This window comes from Desulfatitalea alkaliphila (assembly GCF_022968795.1).
Taxonomy (GTDB): Bacteria; Desulfobacterota; Desulfobacteria; order Desulfobacterales; family Desulfosarcinaceae; genus Desulfatitalea; species Desulfatitalea alkaliphila.
The window spans coordinates 144,862-169,963 of record NZ_JALJRB010000001.1 but is presented as its reverse complement, the minus strand read 5'-3'; the positions used below and the strand labels follow the sequence as shown (position 1 = coordinate 169,963).

At 61.6% G+C, this 25,102-nt stretch carries 17 protein-coding genes; 6 read left to right on the top strand and 11 right to left on the bottom strand.

Going from position 1 to position 25,102, the window contains the following annotated elements:
• Position 1 precedes the first annotated feature (1 nt).
• On the top strand, positions 2–289 hold the full coding sequence (locus MRX98_RS00675) for a hypothetical protein (RefSeq protein WP_246902139.1): 288 nt from the start codon (positions 2–4) through the stop codon (positions 287–289).
• Between the two features lie 29 nt (positions 290–318).
• Here MRX98_RS00675 and MRX98_RS00670 read toward each other — a convergent pair whose 3' ends face one another.
• On the bottom strand, positions 319–1,452 hold the full coding sequence (locus MRX98_RS00670) for a PAS domain S-box protein (protein ID WP_246902137.1): 1,134 nt from the start codon (positions 1,450–1,452) through the stop codon (positions 319–321).
• Positions 1,453–1,763: 311 nt separating this feature from the next.
• On the opposite strand from MRX98_RS00670, the gene MRX98_RS00665 reads away from it, so the two are divergent.
• Both MRX98_RS00665 and MRX98_RS00660 read left to right on the top strand, forming a co-directional pair.
• A complete protein-coding gene (locus MRX98_RS00665; RefSeq protein WP_246902135.1) occupies positions 1,764–2,801 on the top strand; it encodes a DUF933 domain-containing protein in 1,038 nt (345 codons plus the stop codon).
• Positions 2,802–2,822: 21 nt separating this feature from the next.
• The gene (locus MRX98_RS00660) at positions 2,823–3,845 is read left to right on the top strand and encodes a KamA family radical SAM protein (protein ID WP_246902133.1); all 1,023 of its coding nucleotides are present in this window, start codon (positions 2,823–2,825) and stop codon (positions 3,843–3,845) included.
• 97 nt (positions 3,846–3,942) lie between these two features.
• On the opposite strand, the gene MRX98_RS00655 is transcribed toward MRX98_RS00660, so the two are convergent.
• Entirely contained in the window at positions 3,943–4,959 is a 1,017-nt protein-coding gene (locus MRX98_RS00655; RefSeq protein WP_246902131.1) for a radical SAM protein, read from the bottom strand.
• Positions 4,959–5,522 carry a cyclic nucleotide-binding domain-containing protein gene (locus MRX98_RS00650; protein ID WP_246902129.1) on the bottom strand — a complete coding sequence of 188 codons (564 nt, stop codon included), beginning with the start codon at positions 5,520–5,522 and terminating at the stop codon, positions 4,959–4,961. Before MRX98_RS00650 ends, MRX98_RS00655 begins: the two co-directional genes overlap by 1 nt.
• Before the next feature lie 794 nt (positions 5,523–6,316).
• Between MRX98_RS00650 and MRX98_RS00645 the strand changes: the two genes are divergently transcribed.
• Entirely contained in the window at positions 6,317–6,826 is a 510-nt protein-coding gene (locus MRX98_RS00645; protein WP_246902128.1) for a bacteriophage T4 gp5 trimerisation domain-containing protein, read from the top strand.
• Positions 6,827–6,861: 35 nt separating this feature from the next.
• Here MRX98_RS00645 and purF read toward each other — a convergent pair whose 3' ends face one another.
• The 6 genes from purF to MRX98_RS00615 all read right to left on the bottom strand — a co-directional run bounded on the left by purF (position 6,862) and on the right by MRX98_RS00615 (position 18,575).
• Positions 6,862–8,307 carry an amidophosphoribosyltransferase gene (gene purF / locus MRX98_RS00640; protein WP_246902126.1) on the bottom strand — a complete coding sequence of 482 codons (1,446 nt, stop codon included), beginning with the start codon at positions 8,305–8,307 and terminating at the stop codon, positions 6,862–6,864.
• Positions 8,294–11,527 (bottom strand): carbamoyl-phosphate synthase large subunit, encoded by a 3,234-nt coding sequence (carB, locus tag MRX98_RS00635; protein ID WP_246902124.1) that lies wholly within the window; start codon positions 11,525–11,527, stop codon positions 8,294–8,296. Before carB ends, purF begins: the two co-directional genes overlap by 14 nt.
• Positions 11,528–11,741: 214 nt before the next feature.
• Entirely contained in the window at positions 11,742–12,884 is a 1,143-nt protein-coding gene (gene carA / locus MRX98_RS00630; protein WP_246902122.1) for a glutamine-hydrolyzing carbamoyl-phosphate synthase small subunit, read from the bottom strand.
• A gap of 271 nt (positions 12,885–13,155) precedes the next feature.
• Positions 13,156–15,516: an FAD-dependent oxidoreductase gene (locus MRX98_RS00625; protein WP_246902120.1), complete on the bottom strand. Its 2,361-nt coding sequence runs from the start codon at positions 15,514–15,516 to the stop codon at positions 13,156–13,158.
• Between the two features lie 330 nt (positions 15,517–15,846).
• Positions 15,847–17,481, bottom strand: coding sequence for a glutamate synthase-related protein (locus MRX98_RS00620; protein WP_246902118.1), 1,635 nt, complete (start codon positions 17,479–17,481; stop codon positions 15,847–15,849).
• Positions 17,445–18,575, bottom strand: coding sequence for a class II glutamine amidotransferase domain-containing protein (locus tag MRX98_RS00615; RefSeq protein WP_246902117.1), 1,131 nt, complete (start codon positions 18,573–18,575; stop codon positions 17,445–17,447). The genes MRX98_RS00620 and MRX98_RS00615 overlap by 37 nt, the downstream gene beginning before the upstream one ends.
• Before the next feature lie 511 nt (positions 18,576–19,086).
• Between MRX98_RS00615 and glnE the strand changes: the two genes are divergently transcribed.
• Complete coding sequence (gene glnE, locus MRX98_RS00610) at positions 19,087–22,026, top strand: bifunctional [glutamate--ammonia ligase]-adenylyl-L-tyrosine phosphorylase/[glutamate--ammonia-ligase] adenylyltransferase (RefSeq protein ID WP_246902116.1); 2,940 nt, start codon at positions 19,087–19,089, stop codon at positions 22,024–22,026.
• On the opposite strand, the gene MRX98_RS00605 is transcribed toward glnE, so the two are convergent.
• Both MRX98_RS00605 and MRX98_RS00600 read right to left on the bottom strand, forming a co-directional pair.
• Complete coding sequence (locus tag MRX98_RS00605; protein ID WP_246902115.1) at positions 22,007–22,741, bottom strand: lysophospholipid acyltransferase family protein; 735 nt, start codon at positions 22,739–22,741, stop codon at positions 22,007–22,009. The genes glnE and MRX98_RS00605 overlap by 20 nt on opposite strands.
• A 139-nt stretch (positions 22,742–22,880) precedes the next feature.
• Positions 22,881–24,362, bottom strand: a complete 1,482-nt coding sequence (locus MRX98_RS00600) for a metallophosphoesterase (RefSeq protein ID WP_246902114.1) — start codon at positions 24,360–24,362, stop codon at positions 22,881–22,883.
• A gap of 397 nt (positions 24,363–24,759) precedes the next feature.
• On the opposite strand from MRX98_RS00600, the gene MRX98_RS00595 reads away from it, so the two are divergent.
• Positions 24,760–25,098 (top strand): P-II family nitrogen regulator, encoded by a 339-nt coding sequence (locus MRX98_RS00595; RefSeq protein ID WP_246902113.1) that lies wholly within the window; start codon positions 24,760–24,762, stop codon positions 25,096–25,098.
• The last annotated feature ends 4 nt before the right edge of the window (positions 25,099–25,102 follow it).

The following is a 25,102-nucleotide window of genomic DNA, read 5'->3' as shown; positions in this document are numbered from 1 at the left end:
CATGGCGCACCGATTGTCTTTGCCGGATCCCGGGCGACGCAAACCGAAAGCGCCTTGGGACCCGCAACAGTATCTGGCGGCGGCCATGCGCGAAAGGGCCGCGTTTCTGGAACGGCATCCCCAATACCGTTCGTTGCAGGACGAGATCGACCTCATGCTGGACAAGGCCGGTTCGGCCGAAAACCGGATGGCCGTCCTGGCCCTGCTGATGGAGGGCAAATTGCTGGAATTGCATGGGCATTTGCAACGGCTGCAGCGCCTGTGCCGCGACCACTTGGGACGGGCCTGACCCGGTGATCGCCGTTGTCGCGCGAGCCCTTACTTGATGGACATGAGGAATGTGCGCAGGTTGACCTTCTTGTTCTGCAACATCAGTTTCTTGCGGATACTTTGGCGGAAGGCTTCCACTGTGCGCGGCGATAGGCCCAGAAGATTTGCGATTTCCTGTGTTTTTTTGCCTTTGCGGATAAAATCGGCCACTTTCAATTCCGATACGGTCAGGCCGTAGTAGGAAAGTGAGAGGCGCCGCGAAAAGCTGCAAGTCAGATCCCCCAGGTTGGCCTCGGCAATGCTCAGGCAGGTCTTCTGCCTTTCGTCGCGGATTTCCTTGCGAACCTTGTGCAGGTAGGGCAAGACCAGTTTCTTGACATTGTACATCACCTGTTCCTGCAAGGCCGCCTTGTCCGCCTCCCGTCGCTTGAGCAATACCCGCAAGGCCGTGTTGGTCTCTTCCAGGTTGGCTTTCTCCACCTGCAGGTCCCGCTCCCGATCACGCAGGATCTTTTCCATGGCCCGCCGTTCCTCGATCTCCCTGTGCAACTCCGCATTGGTTTGCAGCAACTCCGAAGTGCGCCGCCGCACCTTTTGCTCCAGAATGTCCCGGGTTTGAAGCAGGTGCTGCTCCACGACGGCGTTGTCGGTGATGTCGCGGCACACCCCTTCCTGGAGAATGAAGCGGCCGCCGGAGGTGAAGCGGATGGCGCAATTGGCTTCCAGCCAGCGGGTTTCGCCGCAAGGGGTCAGGATGCGGAACTTTTGGGTGCGGCAATAATCCTTGCCCTTGGCCACCACTTCGCAATAGGACTGGACCACCCGGTGGCGATCCAGTGGGTGTATCAGATCCACCATGGGCCGACCCACCAGCTCCGCAGGGTCGTAGCCGAAGTGGCGCACCGCTTGATTGATGGTCAGGATGTGGCCTTCCTCGTCCAAGGAATAGACCACGTCGGGAATGTTTTCCACCAAGGATGCATAGCGCTGTTGCATTTCATGCAGCGCTTCCTGAATTTGGCGGTGTTTGGCCGCCGCCGTTTCGAGCCGGGCGATGCGCGCCTGCAACTGCCTGATTTGCCGTTGGTCGCCGTGGTCGCTCGGACGGTCAGGCCGGCCGGGCGCTTTCGTCGACCGGTTCGGCGGGGCTTCCGGGTGCAAGGTCGGGGCCGGACGCGCCATGATGCTCTCCGCTTTGGGTGGACCACAATGGCGTGGCGTGGTCGTTTGTTTGTGAGTGAGGTCAGATCTACCGAAGTTGGTCCGGGATGTCAAAGAATAGTTGCGTTACTGGATCGACGGCAAGTCTCCTGCAATTCGCAACGGTGCGCATAAGCGGCTGGTGCCGGCGGCGGGGATTTGCCCTTGCCATGACGACCTTACGGCGGTAGAAGTGACCTTTTCTCCACCTGCCGGACTCGGTCCATGTTCGATGTGCCGATGTGTGACGCGGGTGGGCGTCATGGACTGCCGCACTGCCAACAGGGGATGTCATGAAATTGGGATTGATCGGCCTGCCCGGGGCCGGAAAGACGACCATATTTGAAGCTTTGACCCGCTCGCAACTCGATCCGGCCCAGCGGCGGGAAAGCCGGCTGGGCACCGTGCACGTACCCGATGAGCGGGTGGACCGTCTCTCGGCCCTCTATCAGCCGCGCAAAACCACCTACGCCCAGGTGGCCTACCTGTTGCCGGCCGTTGCCGAGGCGGCCCGCGACAAGGGCCGGGCGGAGCAGAGCGTTTGGCTGCAGGTGCGCGAATGCGATGCCCTGCTGCATGTGGTGCGCAACGTCCAGGCCCTCGATGGACGGGCACCGTCGTTGACGGCCGATTTCCAGGCCATCGACCAGGAGTTGATGCTCGCCGATCTGGTGGTGGCGGAAAAGCGGCTGGAGCGCCTGGCGATGGAACAAAAGCGGGGCAAGAAGCCGGATGCCGAAGAGTTGGCCCTGTTGGAACAGTGCGTCGCCCACCTGAACAACGAAACCCCCTTGCGGCGCTTTCCTGAGTTGGCCCATGCGCGGTTGCTCAGGGGCTTTGCCTTCTTGTCCGCCAAGCCCTGCCTTGTGATCTACAACAACCCCGACGAGGATGAAGCCTTGCCGGCCGACGATCCCGCGGCGGACGGTGAGCAGCGCCTGACCATTCGGGGCAAGCTGGAGCAGGAGTTGAGCCGCATGCAGCCCGATGAGGCCGAAGCGTTTCTCAAAGCCTTCGACATTCAGGATTCGGCCATGGACCGGGTGATTCACGCTTCCTATGCGCTGTTGGGCCGCATCTCCTTTTTCACCGTGGGCGAAGACGAGGTGCGGGCCTGGACCATTCAGTCCGGCACCGCGGCCGTGGATGCGGCCGAGGTGATCCATTCGGACATCAAAAAAGGATTCATTCGCGCCGAGGTGCTGGCCTACGATGACCTGATGGCCGCAGGCAATTACGCCGAAGCCCGCAAGCAGGCCAAGGTTCGGTTGGAAGGTAAAACCTACGAAGTGCGGGACGGCGACATCGTCCATTTCCGCTTCAATGTGTGACGGCCATGGGAGATGTTCGCCATGGATGAAACCAACTGGCGCGATCTGCTCAAGCCGCCCGCCGATGGTTCGTCGCCCTGTTGGGGCCCGGATTCCGGCCTGCGGGCGCGGGCCCTTTTTCCCGTGCGCGTCAACGCCTATTTCGCCGCGCTGATCCAATCCGCCGATGACCCCCTGGGGCGACAGGTGATCCCCAGCGCCGCCGAGCTCGATGATCCGGCCACCGCTGACGACCCGCTGACCGAGGAGCGACAATCGCCGGTTCCGCGGGTGATCCACCGTTATCCGGGGCGGGTGGTGTTGCTGGTATCCGATCAGTGCGCCGTCCATTGCCGCTTCTGCATGCGCAAGCGGCGTGTGATCCAAACGCACCGCGACGGCAAGCCGCAACTGGATCGTGCGCTGGCCTATATCCGGCAACGCACCGACATCCAGGAGGTGATTCTGTCGGGCGGGGATCCTTTGATGCGCGCGGATGCCGATCTGGCGGCGCTGCTGTCCGAATTGCGCGCCATGCCCCACTTACGCCGGCTGCGCATTCACACCCGCATGCCCGGTGTGCTGCCCCAGCGGGTCACGCCGGCACTGGTCGCTTTGCTGGCTGGTTATCACCCGCTCTATGTCAATATCCATTTCAACCACCCGGCGGAACTCACCCCCGCCGTGGCCACGGCCTGCAACCGGCTGGCCGATGCGGGGATCCCCCTCGGCAGCCAGACGGTGCTGCTCAAAGGGGTCAACGACGACCCCGTCGTGTTGACCGATCTGATGGAGCGCCTGCTGGATCTGCGGGTGCGGCCCTATTGCCTCCACATGTTGGATCGGGTGCCCGGCACCCGTCACTTCCAGGTGCCCGTCGAGCGGGCCCTGTCGCTGCTGGCGGCCCTGCGCGGTCCGCTGTCCGGCATGGGCGTACCCCACATGATGGTCGATCTGCCCGGCGGCGGCGGCAAGATGGCCCTGACCCCCGATGCCGTTATCGCCAAAGGTCCCGAACAGTGGTGGATTCGCAACTGGCAAGGTGGGATTTACACCTATCCCTGAAGGTTTCACGAACCTTTGGGGGCAGTGCCGAAAACTGTCTTGTGTGGTTCGCAAAAAGTGCCGCCGGTCAACACCCGATCCGTCGGATGGCGTCGGATTACCCCTCCTCGCCCAGGGTGGCCTTGAGCAGGCAACAGGCGATTTGGTAGGCGGGTTTGCCCTCCGGCGTGTAGGCCAGGTTGTGGGGCTGGATCAGCTTGTTCATCACGCACCCCTCGGCGATGTCCAGCGAGAAGAGGTCGGCCTCGTTGATGGGGGACGTGGCCTCCAGCCGGTCGCCGACCCATTGCAGGCTGTGCAGCGGGTAGTCCTCGCACAAGGGGCAGCGGTAAACCCGGCCGTTGGGGAAGATGAAGTAATTGTCCGCCACCCGGCCGGCGCACTCGAAGGGTGCATCCGGTTCCAGAAACACCTTGGGGTAGGAGACGACGATGCCGCTGTCGCGGGCCACCCGGTGGGCCACCGGGATCACCTTCTCCAGCCACTGCGCGCGGGAAACCTGCAAATGATGCGCATTGTCTTCCGGCCCGGCGGCCGACTGGCCCCGCAGGCCGATCACCTGGATGAAAAAACGGTCGATGCCCAGCTCGTCCAGCAAAGGCGGCATGCGCTTCAAATCGTCCAGATTCATTTGGCTGACCGTGAAGATCAAGCTGGTGCGGAACCCCTTGGCCTTGGCTTGGCGGATGCCGGCCGTGCAGGCGGCGAAGCACCCCTGCCCGCGGATGGGATCGTTGGTCTCAGGCCCGGCGCCGTCCAAACTGAAACTGATGAAATTGACCTGTTCCGGGGTGATGTGGTCCAGGATGTCGTGGAACAGATAGCCGTTGGTGTCGATGGTGATGGAGCCGTATGCCAGCTTCGCCGCCGCGTGCACGGCTGCCGCCAGGTCGGGATGCAGCGTGGGTTCACCGCCGAGAAAAACCAGGTTGGCCCCCGGGGCCCGGCGGGCCATGGTGGTGAGCCAGTCGGTCATGGTCTCCAGGCTGAGCCGTTGGGTACCGTGCTCGCGGGGATTGATGTAGCAGTGGCGGCAGCGCAGGTTGCACTGGGTCAGAATGTGGAAAAACACATTGGCGGTATCACTGGAAAAGCGGACGGTGCGGGCGGACATCAGAACTTTTCGACATGCCGTTTAGGGCTGTTGGGTGGTGACGGATCCACCGGTTCCAGATCGTCGAGGGGTTTCTTGGCATCTCTTTTGGCCTTGACCAGTTCTTCATTGGTCAAGCGCAACCGCACACTGATGTATTCGGCGAAGATGCGATACAGCAGCAGCAGGAAATCGAGCCGCGCCTCCTTCTCGTCGGAGGTGTTGAGGCGGTTGCCGGCCGAGGTGTCCACCGCCAGGCAGACGGTCGGTCCGATGGCGTGCACCGACGCAGAGCGGCTCTGATCGTCGATGATGCGCATCTCGCCGAAGATTTCCCCTTTGCGGGAGATGATGCCGATCTCCTCCCCGCTTTTACTGATGCGGATGCGGCCCGACAGCAGAAAATAGAGCCAGGGATCCATGTCCCCTTCCTGAATGATCTGCTCGCCGTCCTCGTATTGGCGAATCTTGCTCAGCCGCAGCAGCTTGCCCAGGTTGCGGGTTTCAAAGTGCCGCAAGGCCTGGATGGACATGAGGCGCTGGATATTTTCAATATTTTCTTTCAGATATTTGGATTCGATCATCAGCGATCTCCAGGTTCATGTGCGCTGAATGCCATCAACGCATTTTAGGCGATGGGCACAACCAAATGCAAGGACAAAGTGCAAGCACCGCAAGGGCAATCGCATGTAGAAATCAAGTGGAACAGATTTTGATCCGACAACCCTTGGCCGTCGGAGTCTGTCTTGGGGATAGTTTTAAGTGTTAAGTGTTAAGTTTTAAGTTGAAGGAATTCTGTCGTTTAGATATGTGTATAGGGGAGTTGTGGGTGGCACCGGCAACTGGTTGCCGGTGGCCGAAGGCCAAGAGGTGTTTCGCTAATGCGGCGTCCACCGCACACCCATCGCCATGTTAAACAAACCCGATTCCCCTCGACAAACCCACCCAACCCGATTTGCTCACCGGGCAAACACACCGTCTCGCCTCCCACTGTTATCCACCAACCCCAACCATCCCTAAGCGATAGAATTCCTTAAACTTAAAAATGGCCCGCCAGGGCCCTAAAACTGGCCCTTCAGGGCCCTCAGGCGTGTCTTGCGGTTGACACCCCGGGGCAAAGCGAATATAAGAAAGCGCAAAATTTGCGTGCCCCGGCTTCGAACACTTCCCTCTGATACCGTTGCTCCACCCTGATCCTTCGGCCACGGCGTCCGCACCATGCAGCGGACCCCCCCACCCGGGGTCCGGGAACCGTTGCACGCAGTTTGTCAGGCTTCAACCAAACCAACAACAGATGCAACGATTCGGGGATGCCCCGTGCGACCGGTGCGCTGAAATCCCGCCGACAGCCGCCGCGCATTCCGGAGACCGACGGACCATGGACCGTTTCGCCGCTTACTTTCTGGACAACGATCCGGACCGGCCCATCATCACCGGCCGGGTGTACAACAGCCACAACATGCCGCCGGTGGACTTGCCCGCCGAAAAGACCCGCAGCACTCTGAAAAGCAGCTCCAGCAAAAAGGGCCAGGGCAACTTCAACGAGATCCCCTTCGAGGACCGGACCGGCGCCGAGGAATTTTTCACCCATGCGGCCAAGGATCAAAACGAGGTGGTGCAAAACGACATGACCACCGAGGTCAAACACGACCAGCGCATTTACGTGCACAACAATCGTTCGGTGACGGTCATCGAGGGCAAGGAGACCCTGACCATTCAAAGCGGCGGGCGGGCGGTGTCGGTCCAGGCCGACGAAACCCACACCAACGCGGCCGACTTCACTCACAAGGTGTCGGGCAACTTCAAGCTGCGGGTCAACGGCCACATCACCCTCGACGCCTCGGGCCTGGTGACCATCAGCGGCGCGAAAATCATTCTCAACGGGTAGCGCGGTGGCGGCAGGCTAATAAGATGGGTGCAAGGTCAGCACTCTTCCAGACAATCTTTGCGCAAGTCCTGGTCGAAGGCCACGGGGTACAAGCCGTCGAAGCATGCCTTGCAAAAGCGTTGTTCCGGTCGGTCGACCCCCGTGGCGGCCAGCAGCCCCTCCAGGCTCAGGTAGTGCAGCGAGTCCAGACCCAGGTATTGGCGCAGTTCCTCCACGGACATGGTGGCGGCGATAAGTTCTCCTTTGGTGGAAAAATCGATGCCGTAGTGGCAAGGGAAGCGGTGGGCCGGCCCGGCCACCCGCAGGTGGACCCGTTTGACCCCCAGCTCCCGCAGGGCCCTTACGCGGGTGCGGGCGGTGGTGCCGCGGATGATGGAATCTTCGATGATCACGATGTCCTTGCCCCGCAGCAGCTCCTTGATGGGGTTGAGTTTCACCCGCACGCCGAAATCGCGCATGCTCTGGGTGGGTTGGATGAAGGTGCGGCCCACATAGTGGTTGCGGATCATGCCCAGCTCGAAGGGAATGCCCGAGACTTCCGAGTAGCCCAGGGCCGCGTAGGTGCCCGAGTCGGGAAAGGGCATCACCAGGTCGGCCGGCACCGGCGCTTCCAGGGCCAGCTGCCTGCCGTGGGCCTTGCGGATCTGGTAGACGTTGCGGCCCATGAAGGTGCTGTCGGGACGGGCGAAGTAGATGTATTCGAAGACGCAGAACGCCTCGCGGTCCGCCTTGGGCAGATGCAGGCTGCGAGGACCGTCGGCGTCGATGATGACGATTTCGCCCGGTTCGATCTCCCGGACAAACTCGGCCTGCACGAGGTCCAGGGCGCAGGTTTCGGACGCCAGCACCCAGTGGCCGTTGAGCCGTCCCAGACACAGGGGCCGGAAACCGTAAGGGTCGCGGATGCCGATCACCTCACCGCGGCTGGTGAGCACCACCATGGAAAAGGCGCCCTGCAGTCGGGCGGCGGCCTCAAGCAGGGCCTGTTCGAAGCCTAGGCGCAAGTTGCGCACGAACAGGTGTAGAAACACCTCGCTGTCCATGGTGGACTGGAAAATGGATCCTTGCTCTTCCAGCTCCGCCTTGAGTTGGTGGGCATTTACGATATTGCCGTTGTGGCCCACGGCATAGGCTTTTTGGCTGTGGCGCACCACGAAAGGCTGGGCGTTGGCCAGCACCGAGCTGCCGGTGGTGGAGTAGCGTACATGCCCGATGGCACTGTTGCCCGGCAACTGTTCCAGTTGGTTCATGCGGAACACATCCGAAACCAATCCCATGGCCCGGTATTCGTTGAGCACCCCGTCCTGCACCACACTTATGCCCGCGCTCTCCTGGCCGCGGTGCTGCAGGGCGTACAATCCGAAATAACACAACTTGGCCGCCTCAGGGTGGCCGTACACCCCGAAGATCCCGCACGCTTCCCGCGGATGGTCCTCTTCAAGGTTGGTGATCAGACATGGTTTGGGGTCAATGATCCGCATGATACTCCTGCACGCAACGCACTTCCAGCGCCCGGTTTTTCAGCGCGGCCACTGCCTTGGCGGCGGCAACGGCACCGGCGACGGTGGTGATGTATGGGATGCCGTATTTCAGGGCGGTCCGACGGATAATATAACCATCTTTGCTGGGGGTGTCGCCCGCGCCGGTGTTGATGACCCAATGGACTTGGCTGTTCTTGATGGCATCCTCCACATTGGGGCGCCCTTCGCTCAACTTGTTGATCCGTTCCCCGGCGATGCCCTGCGCGGCGAGAAAAGCGTGGGTGCCGCCGGTGACCAGCAAGGTGAATCCCAGCCGCGACAATTCGCGGGCCACCGGTACGATGGCCGGCTTGTCGCTGTCCATGACGCTGACAAAGATCGTGCCTTCCACCGGCAGCCGCTGGCCGGCCCCCAGTTGGGCCTTGGCGTAGGCGGCGCCGAATTCCATGTCCATGCCCATCACCTCGCCGGTGGATTTCATTTCCGGCCCCAGCAGGGTGTCCACGTTGGGGAAGCGGTCGAAGGGCAGCACCGCCTCCTTGACCGAGATGTGGCGCGGCACCACCTCACGGGTAAAGCCCATCTCGGCCAGGGTGCGGCCCAGCATGATCCGGGTGGCCAGCTTGGCCAGGGGAACGCCGGTGGCCTTGCTGACGAAAGGCACGGTGCGCGATGCGCGCGGATTGACTTCGATCACATAGAGTCGGTTGTCCTGGATGGCGTATTGGACGTTCATCAGGCCGATGACGTCGAGCTCCGCGGCCATGGCCTTGGTGGCATGGGTGATCTGGTCGATGAGCGCCGGTGCGATGGTGTGCGGCGGCAGCACGCAGGCCGAGTCTCCCGAGTGGACGCCGGCTTCTTCGATGTGCTCCATGATGCCGCCGATGAGGGTGGTGTGGCCGTCGCGGATGGCATCCACGTCCACCTCCACGGCGTTTTGCAGAAACTGGTCGATGAGCACCGGGTGGCCCGGCGAGGCCAGGATGGCCAGGCGGGTGAAGGTTTCCAGCTCCGCCGGGGTGTGGACGATCTTCATGGCGCGGCCGCCCAGTACGAAGGAGGGCCGCAAGATCACCGGATAGCCGATGGTTTCGGCCACCCGGCGCGCCTCGCCCACGCTCACGGCGATGCCGTTGGCCGGCTGTACCAGACCCAGCTTGTGCAGCATGGCCTGGAACTGCTCCCGGTCCTCGGCCCGGTCGATGCTGTCCGGGTGGGTGCCCAGGATAGGCACGCCGGCCCGGGCCAGGGGCGTGGCCAGATTCAACGGTGTCTGGCCGCCGAACTGCACGATCAGCCCCATGGGCTTTTCCTGTTCCACGATGTGCAACACGTCTTCCAGGGTCAGGGGCTCGAAGTAGAGCTTGTCCGAGGTGTCGTAGTCGGTGGAGACCGTTTCGGGGTTGGAGTTGACCATGATGCTCTCCACCCCCTCGTCGGCCAGGGCGAAGGCGGCGTGCACGCAGCAGTAGTCGAACTCGATGCCCTGGCCGATGCGGTTGGGGCCGCCGCCCAGGATCATCACCTTGCGTCCCTCGGTGAGGCGCGCCTCGCACTCGCTTTCGTAGGTGGAGTAGTAATAGGGCGTGACGGCCCGGAACTCGGCAGCGCAGGTGTCCACCAGCTTGTAGACCGGTCGGATGCCCCGCGCCTTGCGCTGTCGGGCGATGGCCAGGGGGTCGCCGCCCAACAGGTGGGCCAGTTGCATGTCGGAAAAACCCCACGCCTTGGCCTGCAACAATCGTTCGTCATCCAGTTCATCCAATGTCCGGCCGGCCAGCTCGCCCTCCATGGCCACGATTTGGCGCAGCTGGTGCAGGAACCAAGGGTCGATGCCGGTCTGCCGGTGGATCTCTTCCACCGATTGGCCGGCCAGCAGGGCGTAGCGCAGGTAGAAGATGCGCTGGGAATTGGGAATGGCCAGTTTGCGGCGGATCTCCTCATCGGAAGGGAATTCGCCGTCGCTCTCCACCCGGTCCCGGCCGTCGGCGCCCAAGCCGTGGCGGCCGATTTCCAGGGAACGCAAACCCTTCTGCAGCGCCTCCTTGAAGGTACGGCCGATGGCCATGGTCTCGCCCACCGAGCGCATGCTGGTGGTGAGCACATCCTCGGTTTCGGGAAACTTTTCGAAGGTCCAGCGGGGGATCTTGACCACGCAGTAGTCCAGGGTGGGCTCGAAGGAAGCCAGGGTCTCGCCGGTGATGTCGTTGGGAATCTCGTCCAGGGTGTAGCCCACGGCCAACTTGGCGGCGATCTTGGCGATGGGAAAGCCGGTGGCCTTGGAAGCCAGGGCGCTGGAGCGCGACACCCGCGGGTTCATCTCCACCACGATCATCTCGCCGGTGCCCGGATGGATGGCGAACTGCACATTGGAGCCGCCGGTGTCCACTCCGATCTCCCGCATGATGGCCAGGGAGGCGTCCCGCATCTGCTGGTATTCGCGGTCGCTCAAGGTCTGGGCCGGGGCCACGGTGATGCTGTCGCCGGTGTGCACCCCCATGGGATCGAAGTTTTCGATGGAGCAGATGATCACCACATTGTCCTTGTGGTCCCGCATCACCTCCAGCTCGTACTCTTTCCAGCCCAGCACCGACTGCTCCACCATGATCTGGTGCGTGAAGCTGGCATCCAGACCCGACTTGGCGACGATCTCCAGCTCCTCGGGGTTGTAGACCACTCCACCGCCGGTGCCGCCCAGGGTGAAACTGGGTCGGATGATCAGCGGATAGCCGATGCGCGTCGCGATCTCCCGGGCCTGTTCCATGGTGGACGCAAAATCACTGGCGGCGCTCTTCAACCCGATGTGCTCCATGGCGGTCCGGAACCGCTGGCGGCTTTCGGCCTTCTCGATGGCATCCAGGGAGGCGCCGATCAGCTCCACGCCGTACTGTTCCAGCACCCCCATCTCCGCCACCTTGACCGCCGTGTTGAGGCCGGTCTGACCGCCCAGGGTGGGCAGCAGGGCGTCGGGCCGCTCCACGGCGATGATCTTGGCCACCGTGTCGGGGGTCACCGGCTCGATATAGGTGCGGTCCGCCGTTTCCGGATCGGTCATGATGGTGGCCGGGTTGGAGTTGACAAGCACCACCGTGTACCCCTCCTCCTTGAGGGCCTTGCACGCCTGGGTACCCGAATAGTCGAATTCGCACGCCTGGCCGATGATAATGGGGCCGGCGCCGATGATCATGATCTTCTGAATGTCGGTGCGTTTGGGCATGTCGCTTTTCAAAAAAGTTTTAAGTGTTAAGTGTTAAGTTTTAAGTTGAGGCATTCTGTGGATTGTAAATTTGGTGCACGCTTAGCGCTGCCGTTTGTTTCAAACTGTACAGTTGCTGCAATCGCACCGGAGCCACGTTTCTCAAGTGTTAAGTCTCTGAAATGAAAAATATATAATGATGGAACACCTTAACTTAAAACTTAACACTCAAAACTTAAAACGTTTCTATCATTTCACCAAATTCATCGAACAGGTAACGCGCATCGTGGGGGCCCGGCGCCGCTTCGGGGTGGTACTGGATGGCCATCAGGGGCATCTGCCGGTGACGGAACCCCTCCAGCGTGTTGTCGTTCAGATTGATGTGGGTGATCTCCACCGCCGACGGGTCCAGGGTGTCGGTATCCACCGCGAAGCCGTGGTTCTGGGAGGTGATCTCCACCCGGCCCGTACGCAGGTCCTTGACCGGATGGTTGGCCCCCCGGTGGCCGAACTTGAGCTTGAACGACTTGGCCCCCAGGGCCAGGCCCAGAATCTGGTGTCCCAGGCAGATGCCGAACATGGGCCGGAAGCCCAGCAGTTCGCGCGCCGTGCGGATGCCGTAATCCACCGGCTCCGGGTCGCCCGGACCGTTGGACAGAAAGATGCCGTCCGGGTCCATGGCACGGATGGTATCGGCATCGGTGAAGGCCGGCACCACCACGATCTGCATGCGTCGTTGTGCCAAACAGCGCAAGATGTTGTATTTGATGCCGAAATCGATGGCCACCACCCGTTTTTGGACTGCCGTTCCGCGCCATATGGATTGGTCCAGCGCTGTGCGCGCCGCGTCGATGGGCAGCGGGCGCTCATCGACCCAGTGGTAGGGCGTGTCGCCGGTCACCGTGCGGGCCAGGTCCAGCCCGGCCATGGACGGCACCCGGCGTGCTTTCGCCACCAGCGCATCCGGATCGACCGTCGCGGTGGAGATCACCCCCCGCAGGGCGCCGCCGTTGCGGATGTGACGGGTAAGGGCCCGGGTGTCCAGTCCCTCCACCCCCATCACGTTGCCGCGCGCCAGATAGTCCGCCAGGCTCTCCGTGGCCCGATAATTGCTGTAGTTCGGCTGGTATTCACGGATGATGAAGGCCGCCACCCGCACCCGGTCCGACTCCACATCCTCCGGGTTGACGCCATAATTGCCGATCAGCGGGTAGGTCATGGTCACCATCTGCCCGCTGTAGGACGGATCGGTGAGCACCTCCTGGTAGCCGCTCATGCTGGTGTTGAACACCACCTCGCCGCCCACCTCTCCCGGTCCGGTAAATGAACGGCAGGCAAACGTGCGACCATCCTCAAGTACTAGTAAAGCTTTTGTCATAGCGATTCCAAAGATTGTGGCTGCACTTCAAGTATCTGAAATAATTAAATAATAGTTTTAAGTTTTAAGTGTTAAGTTAAGGTGTTCCATCATTTTATTTGTTATTGTTCAACAACTTAACACTTTCTCAGTAAACTATCTTCGAAGGTAATTCGATCAATGGCGATTTCGCTAAAATCCCAACAGCGCCCCCGACATATAAACGAAAGAATTCATTAACTTAAAACTTAACACTTAAAACTTAAAACTATCTTTTACACCGCATCCCCGATCAGCCACCCCAATTTCGATCAGCGCCTTCTCGATCCAAAGGCCCATTCTCAACCAAATTCCAAATTCCGCAAGGACACACCCCTGCGCAAAACCCGCAGCCGATGCAGCGTTGGGGATCGACCACATACTCGAACCGCCCTTCGGCACTTTCGGTTCGCTGGATGGCCGACTCGGGGCAGGCCGCCACGCAGATGCCGCAGTCGCGGCACTGGCCGCAGGAGGCGCACTCGGTGCCGCACTGCTGCATGTCCTCGTAGTGCACCATGCGGGGGTCGAAATATTCCAGATGTACCCGGTCGATGTCAATCAGGGCGCGCTTGTCCGCCGGGGGGCGCTTGCCCCCCAAAATGGCATCGATGGTGCGGGCCGCCGTGCGGCCCGCGCCGATGGCATCGGTGAGCAAGCCCGGGCGCACCGCGTCGCCGATGGCGAACACTTTGGGGTTGGAGGTCTGGAACCGCTGATCCACCTTGATATAGCCACGCTCCAGAGCCACGTCCGTCGGCAGAAAGTCCAGGTCCGGCACATCGCCGATGGAGACGAACACCGAATCGGCCGGAATGGTTTCACCGTCGTCCAATTCCACCCCTTGTGCCGTGATTGCTTTGGTGAGGACCGGCCAGCGAAAGCGCGCGCCCGCTTTTTCGGCCTCCTCGCGCTCCTTGCCGAAACTGGCCGGCTTTTGTAAGTCCAGCAGGGTGATCTGCCGGGCCCCCAGGCGGGCCGCCTCGGCGGCCACGTCGCAGCCCACATTGCCGGCGCCGATGATCACCACCCGTTCGCCCACCGTGGCCGTGCCCGCCTTGGCGGCGGCCAGGAAATCCAGGGCCGTCACCAGCAGTTCCTTGCCCGGTATGGGCAGTGTGCGCGGCTTCTGGGCGCCGGCGGCCACCACCACGAAATCGTGGTCGGCAATGAGTTGGTCCACGTCGGCGCGGGTCAGCCGCTGCTGCAGGTGCACGTGGGGGATCACGCCGCGCACCCGCTCGATCTCAGCGTCGAACACCTCCGCGGGAATACGGCTTGCGGGAATGGCCGCGGCGATCTTACCGCCCAGTTTCGGCGCAGTGTCGTGCACGATGGCCTCGTGGCCTTGCAATCGCAGCTGCCACGCCGTGGAGATGCCCGCCGGGCCGCCGCCGATCACGGCGATTTTCCGGCCCGACAAGGGCGGCAGTTCGGGTCGTTTGGCCGCCACGCTGGCCTTGCCCAGTTGGGTTACATCCACCGGGGCCATGAAGGCGGACTGTTTGGTGCACGACTGCATGCACAGGTTGGGGCACAAATAGCCGCACACCGTGGCCGGAAAGGGGGTGTAGGCCAGGGCCATGTCCACTGCCTCGTCCACCCGGCCCTCGCGCACCATGCGCCAGCGGGCCTGGACCGGAATGCCCGTGGGGCAGCCGGCCTCGCAGGGGGCCGCGTACTGTTCGTTCTCCCACACCGGCACGTAGCGGCGCAGATCGCCCCGCGTGATCAGGGGAATCACGCCGCGGTCCAGATCGGTCAGATCGCCAACCAGTCCGCCTTTACCCAATACCTGTTCCCACACCTCGTGCCGGAAATCGGCCATGGCACGCTTGGGTCGCGAAATCCGCTCCTGGGGCGTGCGCGCCCGCAGGCACTGCCACTCCTCCCGCTGGGTGAGCAAGGGCAGCAGATGGGTCTCCTGGCCGATGGCCCGCACATATTGCTTGATACCGTCGAGCAGCCACTCCCACTGGGCATCGTCGATGGGCACCAGGATGGCGTCGGTCTGGCTGAAACCGCGGTGCGGTCCCCGGAAGAACACCTTGCCGCCCACCATGCCCACCAGAGGCCGGTAACCCAGCACATTGGCCCGGTTTTGGGGCTTGTGTCCGCAGATTACCGCGATGCCGCCGGCCATGAACTCGCCGAAATAGTCCCCGGCCGACCCGAGCACCCACAGCTCCGGCGGGGCGAATCGCGGGTTCTGCTTGGTCATGGTCATGCCCCGGGCGCCGATGTTGCCGGCCACGTACACCTTGCCCTGGGCCATGGCGTTGGCCGCGCCGTTGCCGGCATGGCCGTGCACCACGATGACGGCCCCGGCATTGAGCCAGCCCACGTCGTCCGAACAGGGCCCCAGCACCTCGATGTGGGTGTTGGAAAATCCCATGGCCCCGATGCGCTGACCCGCCGGCCCCGTGATCTGCATGTGCACCGGCTGGTCGCCCACGCTCCAGAGCCGCCCACCGATCCCATGCTGACCGTAGGCCTCCACGACCAACCGCGTATGACCCGCCGCCACCGCCGCCTGGATCTGTTCTTCGAGGACGCGGGATTCGATGCGGATGCCTTTGTCTTTGCCTGAGATTATGTATTTGTTATTATTCATAATGAGAAAGTTTTAAGTTTTAAGTGTTAAGTTTTAAGTTGAGGAATTCTGTCGATTATATGTTTGGTGCGTTGTTGGTTTTGCTGCGAAATCAACATTGATCGAACCACTTTCGGAGATAGTATAAGAAGAAAGTTTTAGGTTGAGGAATGCTACCGATTGTATGTTTGGTGCGTTGATGGCATGCCCCGCGCTCTTGATTGTTTCAACCTGTGTCTAAAGTCTATCTTCGCACCGCAGCCACATTTTCTCTCATGTTAAGTATTTGAAATTTATTTATATATAATGGTGGAACACCTTAACTTAAAACTTAACACTTAAAACTATCTCTTATACCACATACTTGATATTCAAACGCTCCGCCGCCGCCGCATCCCCGATTCCCAACGCATCCGACATGCCAATCGGCAGGGCGGTGGAGCGGCCGAGGGGGGCTACTATTTTTTTGAGTTCCACGTCGAAGCTCAGGAACAGGTCCACCACGCGCTGGGCCACCATGTCCACGTCCAGGCGCCGATAGAGCCGCGGGTCCTGGGAGGTGATACCCTTGGGGCACAGGCCGATGTTGCAGATGTTGCAACGGTCGTTCTCCGAGCCCAGGCAGCCGGCGGCGGCCTGCATTACGTATTTGCCGATCTGCACCCCGCTGGCGCCCAGCATGATCAGGGCCGCGGCGTTGGCCGCCAGGTTGCCGTTCTTGCCCACACCGCCGCCGGCGAACAGGGGGATTTCGTTCTGCTTGCCCACCTTCACCAGGGTCAGGTAGGCGTCCCGCAGGTTGCTGGCGATGGGGTGGCCCATGTGGTTCATGGAGACGTTGTAGGCCGCCCCGGTGCCGCCGTCCTCGCCGTCGATGGCCAAGCCGGCCGCGTAGGGGTTGCGGGTCAGGTTGTTGAGCACCGCCAGGGCGGTGGAGGTGCCGGAAATTTTAGGGTAGACCGGCACGCGGAAGCCCCAGGCCATGGACATGGACTGAATCATCTTGGCCACCGCCTCCTCGATGGAGTACTTGGTCTGGTGGGTGGGCGGGCTGGGCAGGCTCACCCCCTCGGGCACGCCCCGGATGGCGGCGATCAGTTTGTTGACTTTGTACCACATGAGCAGCCCGCCGTCGCCTGGCTTGGCCCCCTGGCCGTATTTGATCTCGATCGCGCAGGGATCCACCTCCATCTCGGGCAGGGCGTGGATGATCTCGTCCCAGCCGAAATAGCCGCTGGCGATTTGCAGAATCACGTACTGCAGAAAGCGGCTGCGCAGCAGCCGTGGCGGGCAGCCGCCCTCGCCGGTGCAAATGCGCACAGGCAATCCCAACTCTTCGTTCAAATAGGTTACGCCCAGTTGAAGGCCTTCCCACATGTTGGGCGAGAGGGCGCCGAAGGACATGCCGCCGATGATCAGCGGGTAGATTTCGCGCACCGGCGGGATCCAGCCCTTTTCCCTGAAGCGGCGCATGTTCTCCTCGGGGGGCAGCACCCGGCCCAGCAGGGTGCGTAGCTCGAACTCGTGGCGGCCGGCATCCAGGGCCGGGTCGGTGAGCATGGAGATGCGGATGAACTTGATCTGGTCCAGAATCCCGCCGGGCGCGTTGCGCCGCCCACCCCGGCTGCGGGGCTGGCCGCCGCGATTGATGTGGTAGCGCAATTTGTCGGATTCGTCGCTGCGCATGGGCATGATGGCGTCGTTGGGGCAAACCAGGGTGCAGCTGGCGCAGCCCACGCAGGCATAGGCCGGGTCGGTGCGCTGGCGTATGCCGTGGTAGACCTGATGGACATTGGTCGGGGCCTGGCCCGGTGTCAGGGAGGCGTTGAACATGCGCTTGCGAAACACCGCCGGCTCGATGGCGTGCACCGGACACACCGCCGTGCAGCGGCCGCACAACGTGCATTTGTCCTTGTCCCAATGGATCTGCCAGGGCAGGTCTTTGACGCTCAGCGTGGTTGGTGTAATGGGGCGGTCTGGGAGCATATATCGATCTCCTGGCGATCGGGCGCGACGATGGTCGTGTCCAGATGCATGGGTTGAAAATCCCGGCTTTTGTCCCGGTCCGGAATGGCGGCGTCCAGACCGCAAATTTCCGAGGAAAAGGCCCAGCGGCCGGGTTTGCCGCCCACCACGCCGGGCCGCAGTTTTTTGCGGTCCTGCACCATGAATAAGGTGTGGTCCGGCAGGCAGCCGATGACGCAATTGGGGCCGTCGATGGTCAGGCGACGGCAGCTGTGTTTGAGTTGTTTAAGAAACGCGCCGTCGGGATGACCCTCGATGGTGCGGTCCTGCAACGGGGTGATGACATGTTTGTAAGTTTCCACGGTGAGGCCCAACCGGCGCACCGTGTAGTGCAGAATGTGGGTGAACACCTCCGAATCGGACTGGTAGCCGCCGTAGCCCTGTACTCCGCGGGAACTCAGGTATTCGCGGATGGGTACGAAGGCGGTGTTCTCGCCGTTGGTCATGGAGGCGAATCCTTGCAGGAAAAACGGGTGGCAAGCGTACAGATTGATGGCGTAATTGGTGTTCTGCCGGCCCTGGGCCATGATGATCCGTGCGTGCAGTTCCTTGCGGTCGAAGCCCAGGTAACGGGCGATGGTCATCGGATCGCCGATCTCCTTGATCATGATCACATCGGGCCAGAAAGAGAAAACGATCATGTCCTCCTCGGCCTCGCCCATGCGCCGCAGCTCCAGCCGAATCTGCACCAGCCGGTCCTCCTTGTCGGCCTGACTCAGAATGTCCCACTCCTCGGGATATTCATAGGCCCGAATCAGATAGAGGTCCCGGCGCGGGGTTCCCTCGGGCGGCACCTTGGGCACCTTGATGGAGATCCGGTATTTGGTCATGAAGCCCAGATCCATCATGTGGCGATCCAGGCGTTTGATGCCGGCCTCGCTGAAGATGCCCGACAGAATCGGCGCATCTTTCATCTCCTCGAAGGGACCCGACAGATCGCGCAGGAAAAGCCCCACGCCCGATCCATCGTGACCCTCGCGCATCACGTCCATGGCCTCCATGGCCACCATGGGCGAGAGGGGGGTTTCACTGGTAATGGCAAACAAACGGCACATGGTCGATTTTCTCCTTGTATTCGGACCGCCGGCTCGCTGGCAAACGCCTGCCCATTGTCGCGCGAAGCCGGTCGGAATTCAAAATAGAAACAAAAATCATGCCATACCTCGACTTAAAGCCCGGGTCGGCGCATCTGCCGGGGCGGTCGGCTGCGGAGGGGAGGGATGACGGGGTCGAAAGAATACAAAAATGTAAAATGTTTGACGCCAAAATAACATTTTTGTAAAATGGCGATGGTTGTGCAGTCCACCCTGCCGATGTGCTTGCCGGCAAACCATTTTCCAAGCGTCCCACGCTTTTGCCCCATATCACCGCGCAATGGGCTTGTCGATTGTTTTTGACCGCAAGCGCAGGGAAACGGTGCTCGGTGACTCGACCTGATTAATAGCCGAACATGGCTACGGTGTCGCCGGCGACGCCCATTTATTGGCTCCATCCCCGTTTTTCTGGTATCTAATCTTCCAACAGGTTGTTGCCCGACCTTCGACCCACTTTTTTAAAGGAGCGTCCATGCAGTCACTTCCGGTCCCGTTGCAAGAAGAAGCCCGGTGGCGTTGGCAGGCCGTCGGCGAGGCCTTTGCGCAGGCAGGTCTGCAACTGCCCGATCCGGGGACGCAGAGGGATGCGCTGGCCGCTGGTTTGGCCTTGAGTGATTTCGCGCAGCAGCAGGCGGTGCGGTGGCCCGGGCGGCTGGCGGATCTGCTCGAAAGGGGGGACCTGTTCGCAGCCTGCGGGCCGGACGGTTTTGAACAACGGTTGGCGCGACTGTGGGAGGCGCGGTTCGATAGGCCCGTACCGGTGTGGGCGGACGATTCGGCGGCGTCTGTGCCCAAAGATGGCCTGATGGAGGTGTTGCGGGCTTTCCGGCAGCGGGAGATGGTGCGCATTGCCTTGCGCGATTTGTGCGGTTGGGCCGACCTGGAGGAGACCCTGACCGATCTGTCGTCCCTTGCCGATGTGACCATCGCGACGGCGCTGGCGGTGCTTTATCGGCAGCAGGCCGCGCTCTGGGGTGTTCCGCTGGACCGGCACGGGGATGCGCAGCAGATGGTGGTGATCGGCTTGGGCAAGCTGGGGGCCGGGGAGCTGAATTTCTCATCGGATGTGGACCTGCTGTTCGCCTATGCCCGGGATGGCCGGACGGCGGGGGGCGACAAGGGCGCCATTGACAACGAGGCGTTTTTCACCCGGGTGTGCCGGGATCTGATCCAGGTGATCGGCAAGCCCACGGCCGATGGGTTCGTGTTCCGGGTGGATGTCCGGCTGCGGCCCTATGGGGATGCCGGCCCCCTGGTGATGAGCTTCGACCGGATGGAGGACTACTACCAGGAGCAGGGGCGCGAGTGGGAACGCTATGCACTGATCAAGGCGCGGGTGGTGGCCGGGTCGCAAACGGACGGCAAGCAGCTCTTGGCGCGCCTGCGGCCGTTCATTTTCCGCCGCTATCTGGATTTCGGGGCCTTCGACAGTTTGCGCGACATGAAGACGCGCATCGCCGGGGAGGTGCGCCGCAAGGGCTTGGCAGCGCATGTCAAACTGGGGCCCGGCGGCATCCGGGAGATCGAGTTCTTCGGCCAGATGTTTCAGTTGATCCGGGGCGGCGTGGATGCGGATTTGCAAGTGCGCCCCATCCGACAGGTACTGTCGGTGCTGGTTCGCAAAAACTACATTCCGGCCCTCGTGGGTTCGGTCATGGACCAGGCCTACGTCTTCCTGCGGCGGGCGGAGAACCGCCTGCAGGCCTGGGCCGATCAACAGACCCACAGTTTGCCGCGGGAGCCCATGGCGCGATTGCGTCTGGCGGCGGCCATGGGATTCGGTGATTGGGAAAGCTTCGCCGCGCAGTTGGAAATTCATCGGCGCCAGGTCCACAGCCACTTCAACGAGCTGTTGGCGTCGGACAAGGACCAGCAGGTGGCCGGCGATCCGGAGAAAGAAACCCTCAAACAATTGGAAGAGATTTGGCACGGCGCGGGCGCAACAGAGCGGGCGCGGCGGCTTTTAAGCGATTTGGGGTATCAGTCCCCCTCTGCGGTGATGCACCAAATCGCCGGACTCAAGGAAGACCGCGCCTTGCTGACATTGAACCGAACGGGGCGCGAGCGCCTCAACCGGCTGCTGCCCATGGTGTTGCAGGCGGTGGGTGGGGCCCGGCAGCCGGATCTGGTGCTCGGTCGGGTGTTCGATCTGATCCGCGGCATTCAGCGGCGTTCGTCTTACTTCGCCTTGCTGCTGGAGAACCCGGCCACCCTGACCCATCTGGTGCAGTTGGTGGGCGCCAGCCCCTGGATCGCCAAATTCCTCAGCGGGCACCCGGTGCTCTTGGACGAACTGCTCGATCCGCGCAATCTTTACCGCCCCCCCCTGCGGCACGAAATGGAAACCGAGTTGGCGCAGCGGCTGGCGGCTGTCGCGCCGGAGGATCTGGAGTACCAGATGGAAGTGCTGCGGGTGTTCAAGCAGGTCAATGTGCTGCGGGTGGCCGCCTCGGATATCACCCATGTGCTGCCCCTGATGAAGGTCAGCGACCATTTGTCCGATATCGCCGAGGTGGTGATCGAAGCGGTGGTCGATCTTTGCTTCCAACAGTTGGCGGCCAAATATGGCCGTCCGGCATGCAGCCTGGCCGGCGGGAAATGTGAACGTGGTTTTGCGGTCATCGCCTACGGCAAACTGGGTGGGTTGGAGCTGGGTTACCAATCCGACCTGGACCTGGTTTTTCTGCATGCCGCCGAGCAAGGCAGCACCGCGGGCGGCACGCGCAGCTTGGACAACGCTCAGTTTTTCGCCCGGTTAGGGCAGCGGGTGCTGCACATGCTGACCACCCCCACCGGCGCGGGGGTGCTTTACGATGCCGACATGCGCCTGCGGCCCAGCGGCGCCTCGGGCATGCTGGTCAGCCATGTGGACGGGTTCGGCGACTACCAGCGCGGCGATGCCTGGACTTGGGAGCACCAGGCCCTGATTCGAGCCCGGGCCATCAGCGGCGATCCGGCGCTTCAGGAACGGTTTCACGCCATTCGCCACGAAATTTTAACCCGCCGCCGCGACCCGCAACGGCTTCGGCAGGAGGTGGCCGACATGCGCCGCCGCCTTCGGCAGGAGCATGCGCGACGGAGCCCCTCGCGCTTCGACCTCAAGCAAGGGGCGGGGGGCATCGTCGATATTGAGTTCATCGTGCAATATCTGGTGCTCAAGCATGCCCACCGCTATCCGCAGATCGTCCGCTGGACCGACAAGGTGCGTTTGCTGCAGGCACTGAGCGAAGCGGGTGTTTTGCATCCCGAAACCGCCTTCGGTCTGCGGCGTGCCTACCTGATCTACCGCGCCATGGTGCACCGCTTCAATCTGGGCCGGCAGCCGGCCGAAGTGGACGATGATCGCTTTCCCCAAACGCGGCGCTTCGTCGGCGCCCTCTGGCAACGGCTTTTCAAACAGGATCCCCATTGATCAGCGCCGATATGCGGTCGCGCACCATGAGCGACAGGACGTGGGGCTGCAAACGGGCGATGACCGCGGCGTCCATGGGCCGGCCGAACCGCAGCGCCATGCGACCCGGGCGGATCCGGAAACCGCCCCGGCGGTTGATCGCGAAGGCGCCGGCCATGGCCATGGGCACCAGCGGCACGCCGGCTTGTTTGGCCAGCAGGAAGGCCCCTTTGAAAAACGGTTGCAAACGGCCGTCCGGGGTGCGTCCCCCCTCGGGCAGAATCAGCACCGAGGTGCCCTCGGCCAAGGCTTGCCGTGCGGCCTGAAGGCTCTTCAGGGCGCTGCGGCCGTTGGTCTGGCTGATGGGAATCATGCCCAAGGACCGGATGATGGGGCCGTAGAAGAACCAGTCGAAGTGCGCGTCCAACTCCACGCCCCGGAAATAGCCGGGTATGTGGCCGTACAACACGAACACATCGAAGATGTTGACATGGTTGCACATGAACAGGCAGGCGCGGCCCCGGGGCGCGTGATGCCGACCGCTGACAGCGACACGGATGCCCACGGCCCGCAGCATCAAGCGGCATCCCCCCTGCACCAGCGGGGAAAACCGCCGGGCGGGCATCCAGCGGGAAAGCAGCAGAATCGACAATCCAAGGGGAATGAACAGGCTGTAGCCGCGGACCCATGCGCCGAGGGATGTGAGCAAATCAAGAAGCGGTCGGGGAGCTTTCATCGTTTGTGGCTGCATTTCCATCCGTTAGCTGGCAACCTTTAAATGGTTTGTCCAGCATCCTGCCGGATTGAGCGGTGTCCTGCTGAAGATGAACGGTTCCACCCGATGATGAGGTGCAAGTGCCCGACTATACCATCGTTCAGGGCCACGGTCTAAACAAAGCGTCCCCCTGCCCGGCGGCTGGTATCAAGCCTGCCGCCGGTGGCACCTGCAGCGGGTCATTCCACTGCTCCAGTGCCTGGCGGTAGGCCGCGGACGTCATGTGGCCTATCCCGGCCCAATAGAAGCGAAAATCGCTTTCGATCGCTAAAGTGTCGCGAAAAGCATCATAAGCAAGAATATACTCTGCCCGCATGGCGGGGTCGGCCCGCAGATCTTGCCAGAGCTGCCGCATGCGCACCGCGTCGAGTGCTCCGGAGCCGTATGCCCAGCTGAAGCGGTGACCGTGCCGCCAATCCCCTTGAAGCATGTCGAAATACCATGTCTCGCAGTCCTGGAGGATAAAAGTGGCGGCATCGTAATCGAGCACCTTGTATGCCGGGTTGTTGCCGTAAACAGGGGAGATCGATGGTACGATCAATACACTCGCCCCGGCGTCATTTTCCGTGCCGAGCCAGCGGAAATCATCTCGGTGGATATGGCCTGCCAGAACGGCCGTGATGCTGGACGCGTGCTGGGTCAGCAACGCCTTGAATCGCGCCAGGTGCATTTCCTTCATCAGCGGCACAATCGTATCCGGCACGCCCTCCGAGAAGCCATTGGCGATACGTGTGGCAAACACATCCACGCCCGGCGGAATGTGCAACAGCAGCCAGACTTTGTCGCCAACCGCGGCCGCCTCGGCCAGTTGTGCGGCCAGCCAATCGAGTTGTGCCTCGGCAGGCGCCTCGGAATGGCTGGGCGCGTGCGTTGAAAAATAAACGGCATTCAACGACAGGATCCGCCATCCGGCAGTTGTGGAAGGATGAGCTACGAAGTGACCCCCGTGTGGGTATGTCGCAAAGAAGGGGGTCAGATGGCGTGTCTGTTTCAGCAGGCCGGGACCCAGCGTCCAAGCCGAATTGCTGAGGAACAAACTGTCCGGGGTCACCCCGTAATTATCCTCATACGCGTCGTTGTTGCCCAGACAGAAGAAAACAGGTGTTTGTGGATAATAGTGGGAAAGCCGCAATACAATGTAGGCCAGGGTCTTGTCGATGAATGCCTGCAGCCCGTCCTCGCTCTCGTCGCCACTCACCGTTGCGTATGTTTCATTGAACCGGTGGGTCAGAAAATCGCCCGTATAGAGAATCAGATCGGGTCGGGGCGTCTGCATCCCCATCTGCGCCAGGCAAGACTCCAAAAGCCAGTGGTTTGTGCCATTGCCGGAGGACGGTGTGCGTGCATGTTCCTCCGAGCCGGCAAAAAGGGCGTACCATTGCGTCACGTCCGCTTGCACCAGGCGGGTTACCAGATCGGCATCGGCAAATGGATCGAAATGCAAATCCGAAAACCAGAGCGCTTGCGGCTGCTGTTCGTGATACGGCGCGGGGCCGACTGAATTGCCGCACGAAAGCGCCAGCAAAAGTGCAAAGCCGGTCATCAGCAAAACGAATTGTCGCCGCAACGCCAGTATGAACATTCCGTCTTTTCCTCTTTTTTGGCGGTCGATGCAAAAAGACCCGTCCCACAAGGGCTATGGATCTATCGGCTTCCGAAGGGCGCACCTTTAGAAGTAAAAGCCTGCAGCGCCCGGTCTTCAAGACCACACTCCGGTGGTCGTTCGAAGCACCACTCGCCCCGCGCCTTTTTGAACGGAGGGTGATACCTGTGACATGGACGAAAATACAAAAACGTTAAAATCAGTATATATATATACAAATATGTATTTTATTATCCGTTCGACGGATTGGCCGCATAGATTCCATATGCCTGAAATAGTATCGATTATTTATCATGAGGGGCCGTGGCACACCCTTTGCTGAATAGCTCTTCACGGCGCTGGACACAGCACATTCACCATTGACGAGGAGCACACCATGAGAAAAATCGAAGCCATCATCAAGCCGTTTCGCTTGGACGCGGTCAAAGACGCCCTCAACGGGCTCGGCGTGACGGGGATGACCATCAGCGAGGTCAAGGGGTTCGGCCGTCAGCGCGGTCACAAGGAGGTGTACCGGGGCACCGAGTACCAAGTGGATTTCGTGGCCAAGGTCAAGGTGGAGTTGGTGGTGGCCGCCGATATGCTGGACAAGGTTGTCGCGGCCATTGTTGCCGCGGCCAACACCAACAAAGTGGGCGACGGTAAAATATTCGTCCTGCCTTTGGAGGCCGCGGTCCGCATCCGGACCGGCGAGGCCGGGGCGGCGGCGATTTGACATG

Excerpts from the sequence above, each read along its gene's own strand:
- MRX98_RS00675 (WP_246902139.1), top strand. The coding sequence starts at position 2 with ATGGCGCACCGATTGTCTTTGCCGGATCCCGGGCGACGCAAACCGAAA.
- MRX98_RS00670 (WP_246902137.1), bottom strand. The coding sequence starts at position 1,452 with ATGGCGCGTCCGGCCCCGACCTTGCACCCGGAAGCCCCGCCGAACCGG.
- MRX98_RS00665 (WP_246902135.1), top strand. The coding sequence starts at position 1,764 with ATGAAATTGGGATTGATCGGCCTGCCCGGGGCCGGAAAGACGACCATA.
- MRX98_RS00660 (WP_246902133.1), top strand. The coding sequence starts at position 2,823 with ATGGATGAAACCAACTGGCGCGATCTGCTCAAGCCGCCCGCCGATGGT.
- MRX98_RS00655 (WP_246902131.1), bottom strand. The coding sequence starts at position 4,959 with ATGTCCGCCCGCACCGTCCGCTTTTCCAGTGATACCGCCAATGTGTTT.
- MRX98_RS00650 (WP_246902129.1), bottom strand. The coding sequence starts at position 5,522 with ATGATCGAATCCAAATATCTGAAAGAAAATATTGAAAATATCCAGCGC.
- MRX98_RS00645 (WP_246902128.1), top strand. The coding sequence starts at position 6,317 with ATGGACCGTTTCGCCGCTTACTTTCTGGACAACGATCCGGACCGGCCC.
- purF (WP_246902126.1), bottom strand. The coding sequence starts at position 8,307 with ATGCGGATCATTGACCCCAAACCATGTCTGATCACCAACCTTGAAGAG.
- carB (WP_246902124.1), bottom strand. The coding sequence starts at position 11,527 with ATGCCCAAACGCACCGACATTCAGAAGATCATGATCATCGGCGCCGGC.
- carA (WP_246902122.1), bottom strand. The coding sequence starts at position 12,884 with ATGACAAAAGCTTTACTAGTACTTGAGGATGGTCGCACGTTTGCCTGC.
- MRX98_RS00625 (WP_246902120.1), bottom strand. The coding sequence starts at position 15,516 with ATGAATAATAACAAATACATAATCTCAGGCAAAGACAAAGGCATCCGC.
- MRX98_RS00620 (WP_246902118.1), bottom strand. The coding sequence starts at position 17,481 with ATGCTCCCAGACCGCCCCATTACACCAACCACGCTGAGCGTCAAAGAC.
- MRX98_RS00615 (WP_246902117.1), bottom strand. The coding sequence starts at position 18,575 with ATGTGCCGTTTGTTTGCCATTACCAGTGAAACCCCCCTCTCGCCCATG.
- glnE (WP_246902116.1), top strand. The coding sequence starts at position 19,087 with ATGCAGTCACTTCCGGTCCCGTTGCAAGAAGAAGCCCGGTGGCGTTGG.
- MRX98_RS00605 (WP_246902115.1), bottom strand. The coding sequence starts at position 22,741 with ATGAAAGCTCCCCGACCGCTTCTTGATTTGCTCACATCCCTCGGCGCA.
- MRX98_RS00600 (WP_246902114.1), bottom strand. The coding sequence starts at position 24,362 with ATGTTCATACTGGCGTTGCGGCGACAATTCGTTTTGCTGATGACCGGC.
- MRX98_RS00595 (WP_246902113.1), top strand. The coding sequence starts at position 24,760 with ATGAGAAAAATCGAAGCCATCATCAAGCCGTTTCGCTTGGACGCGGTC.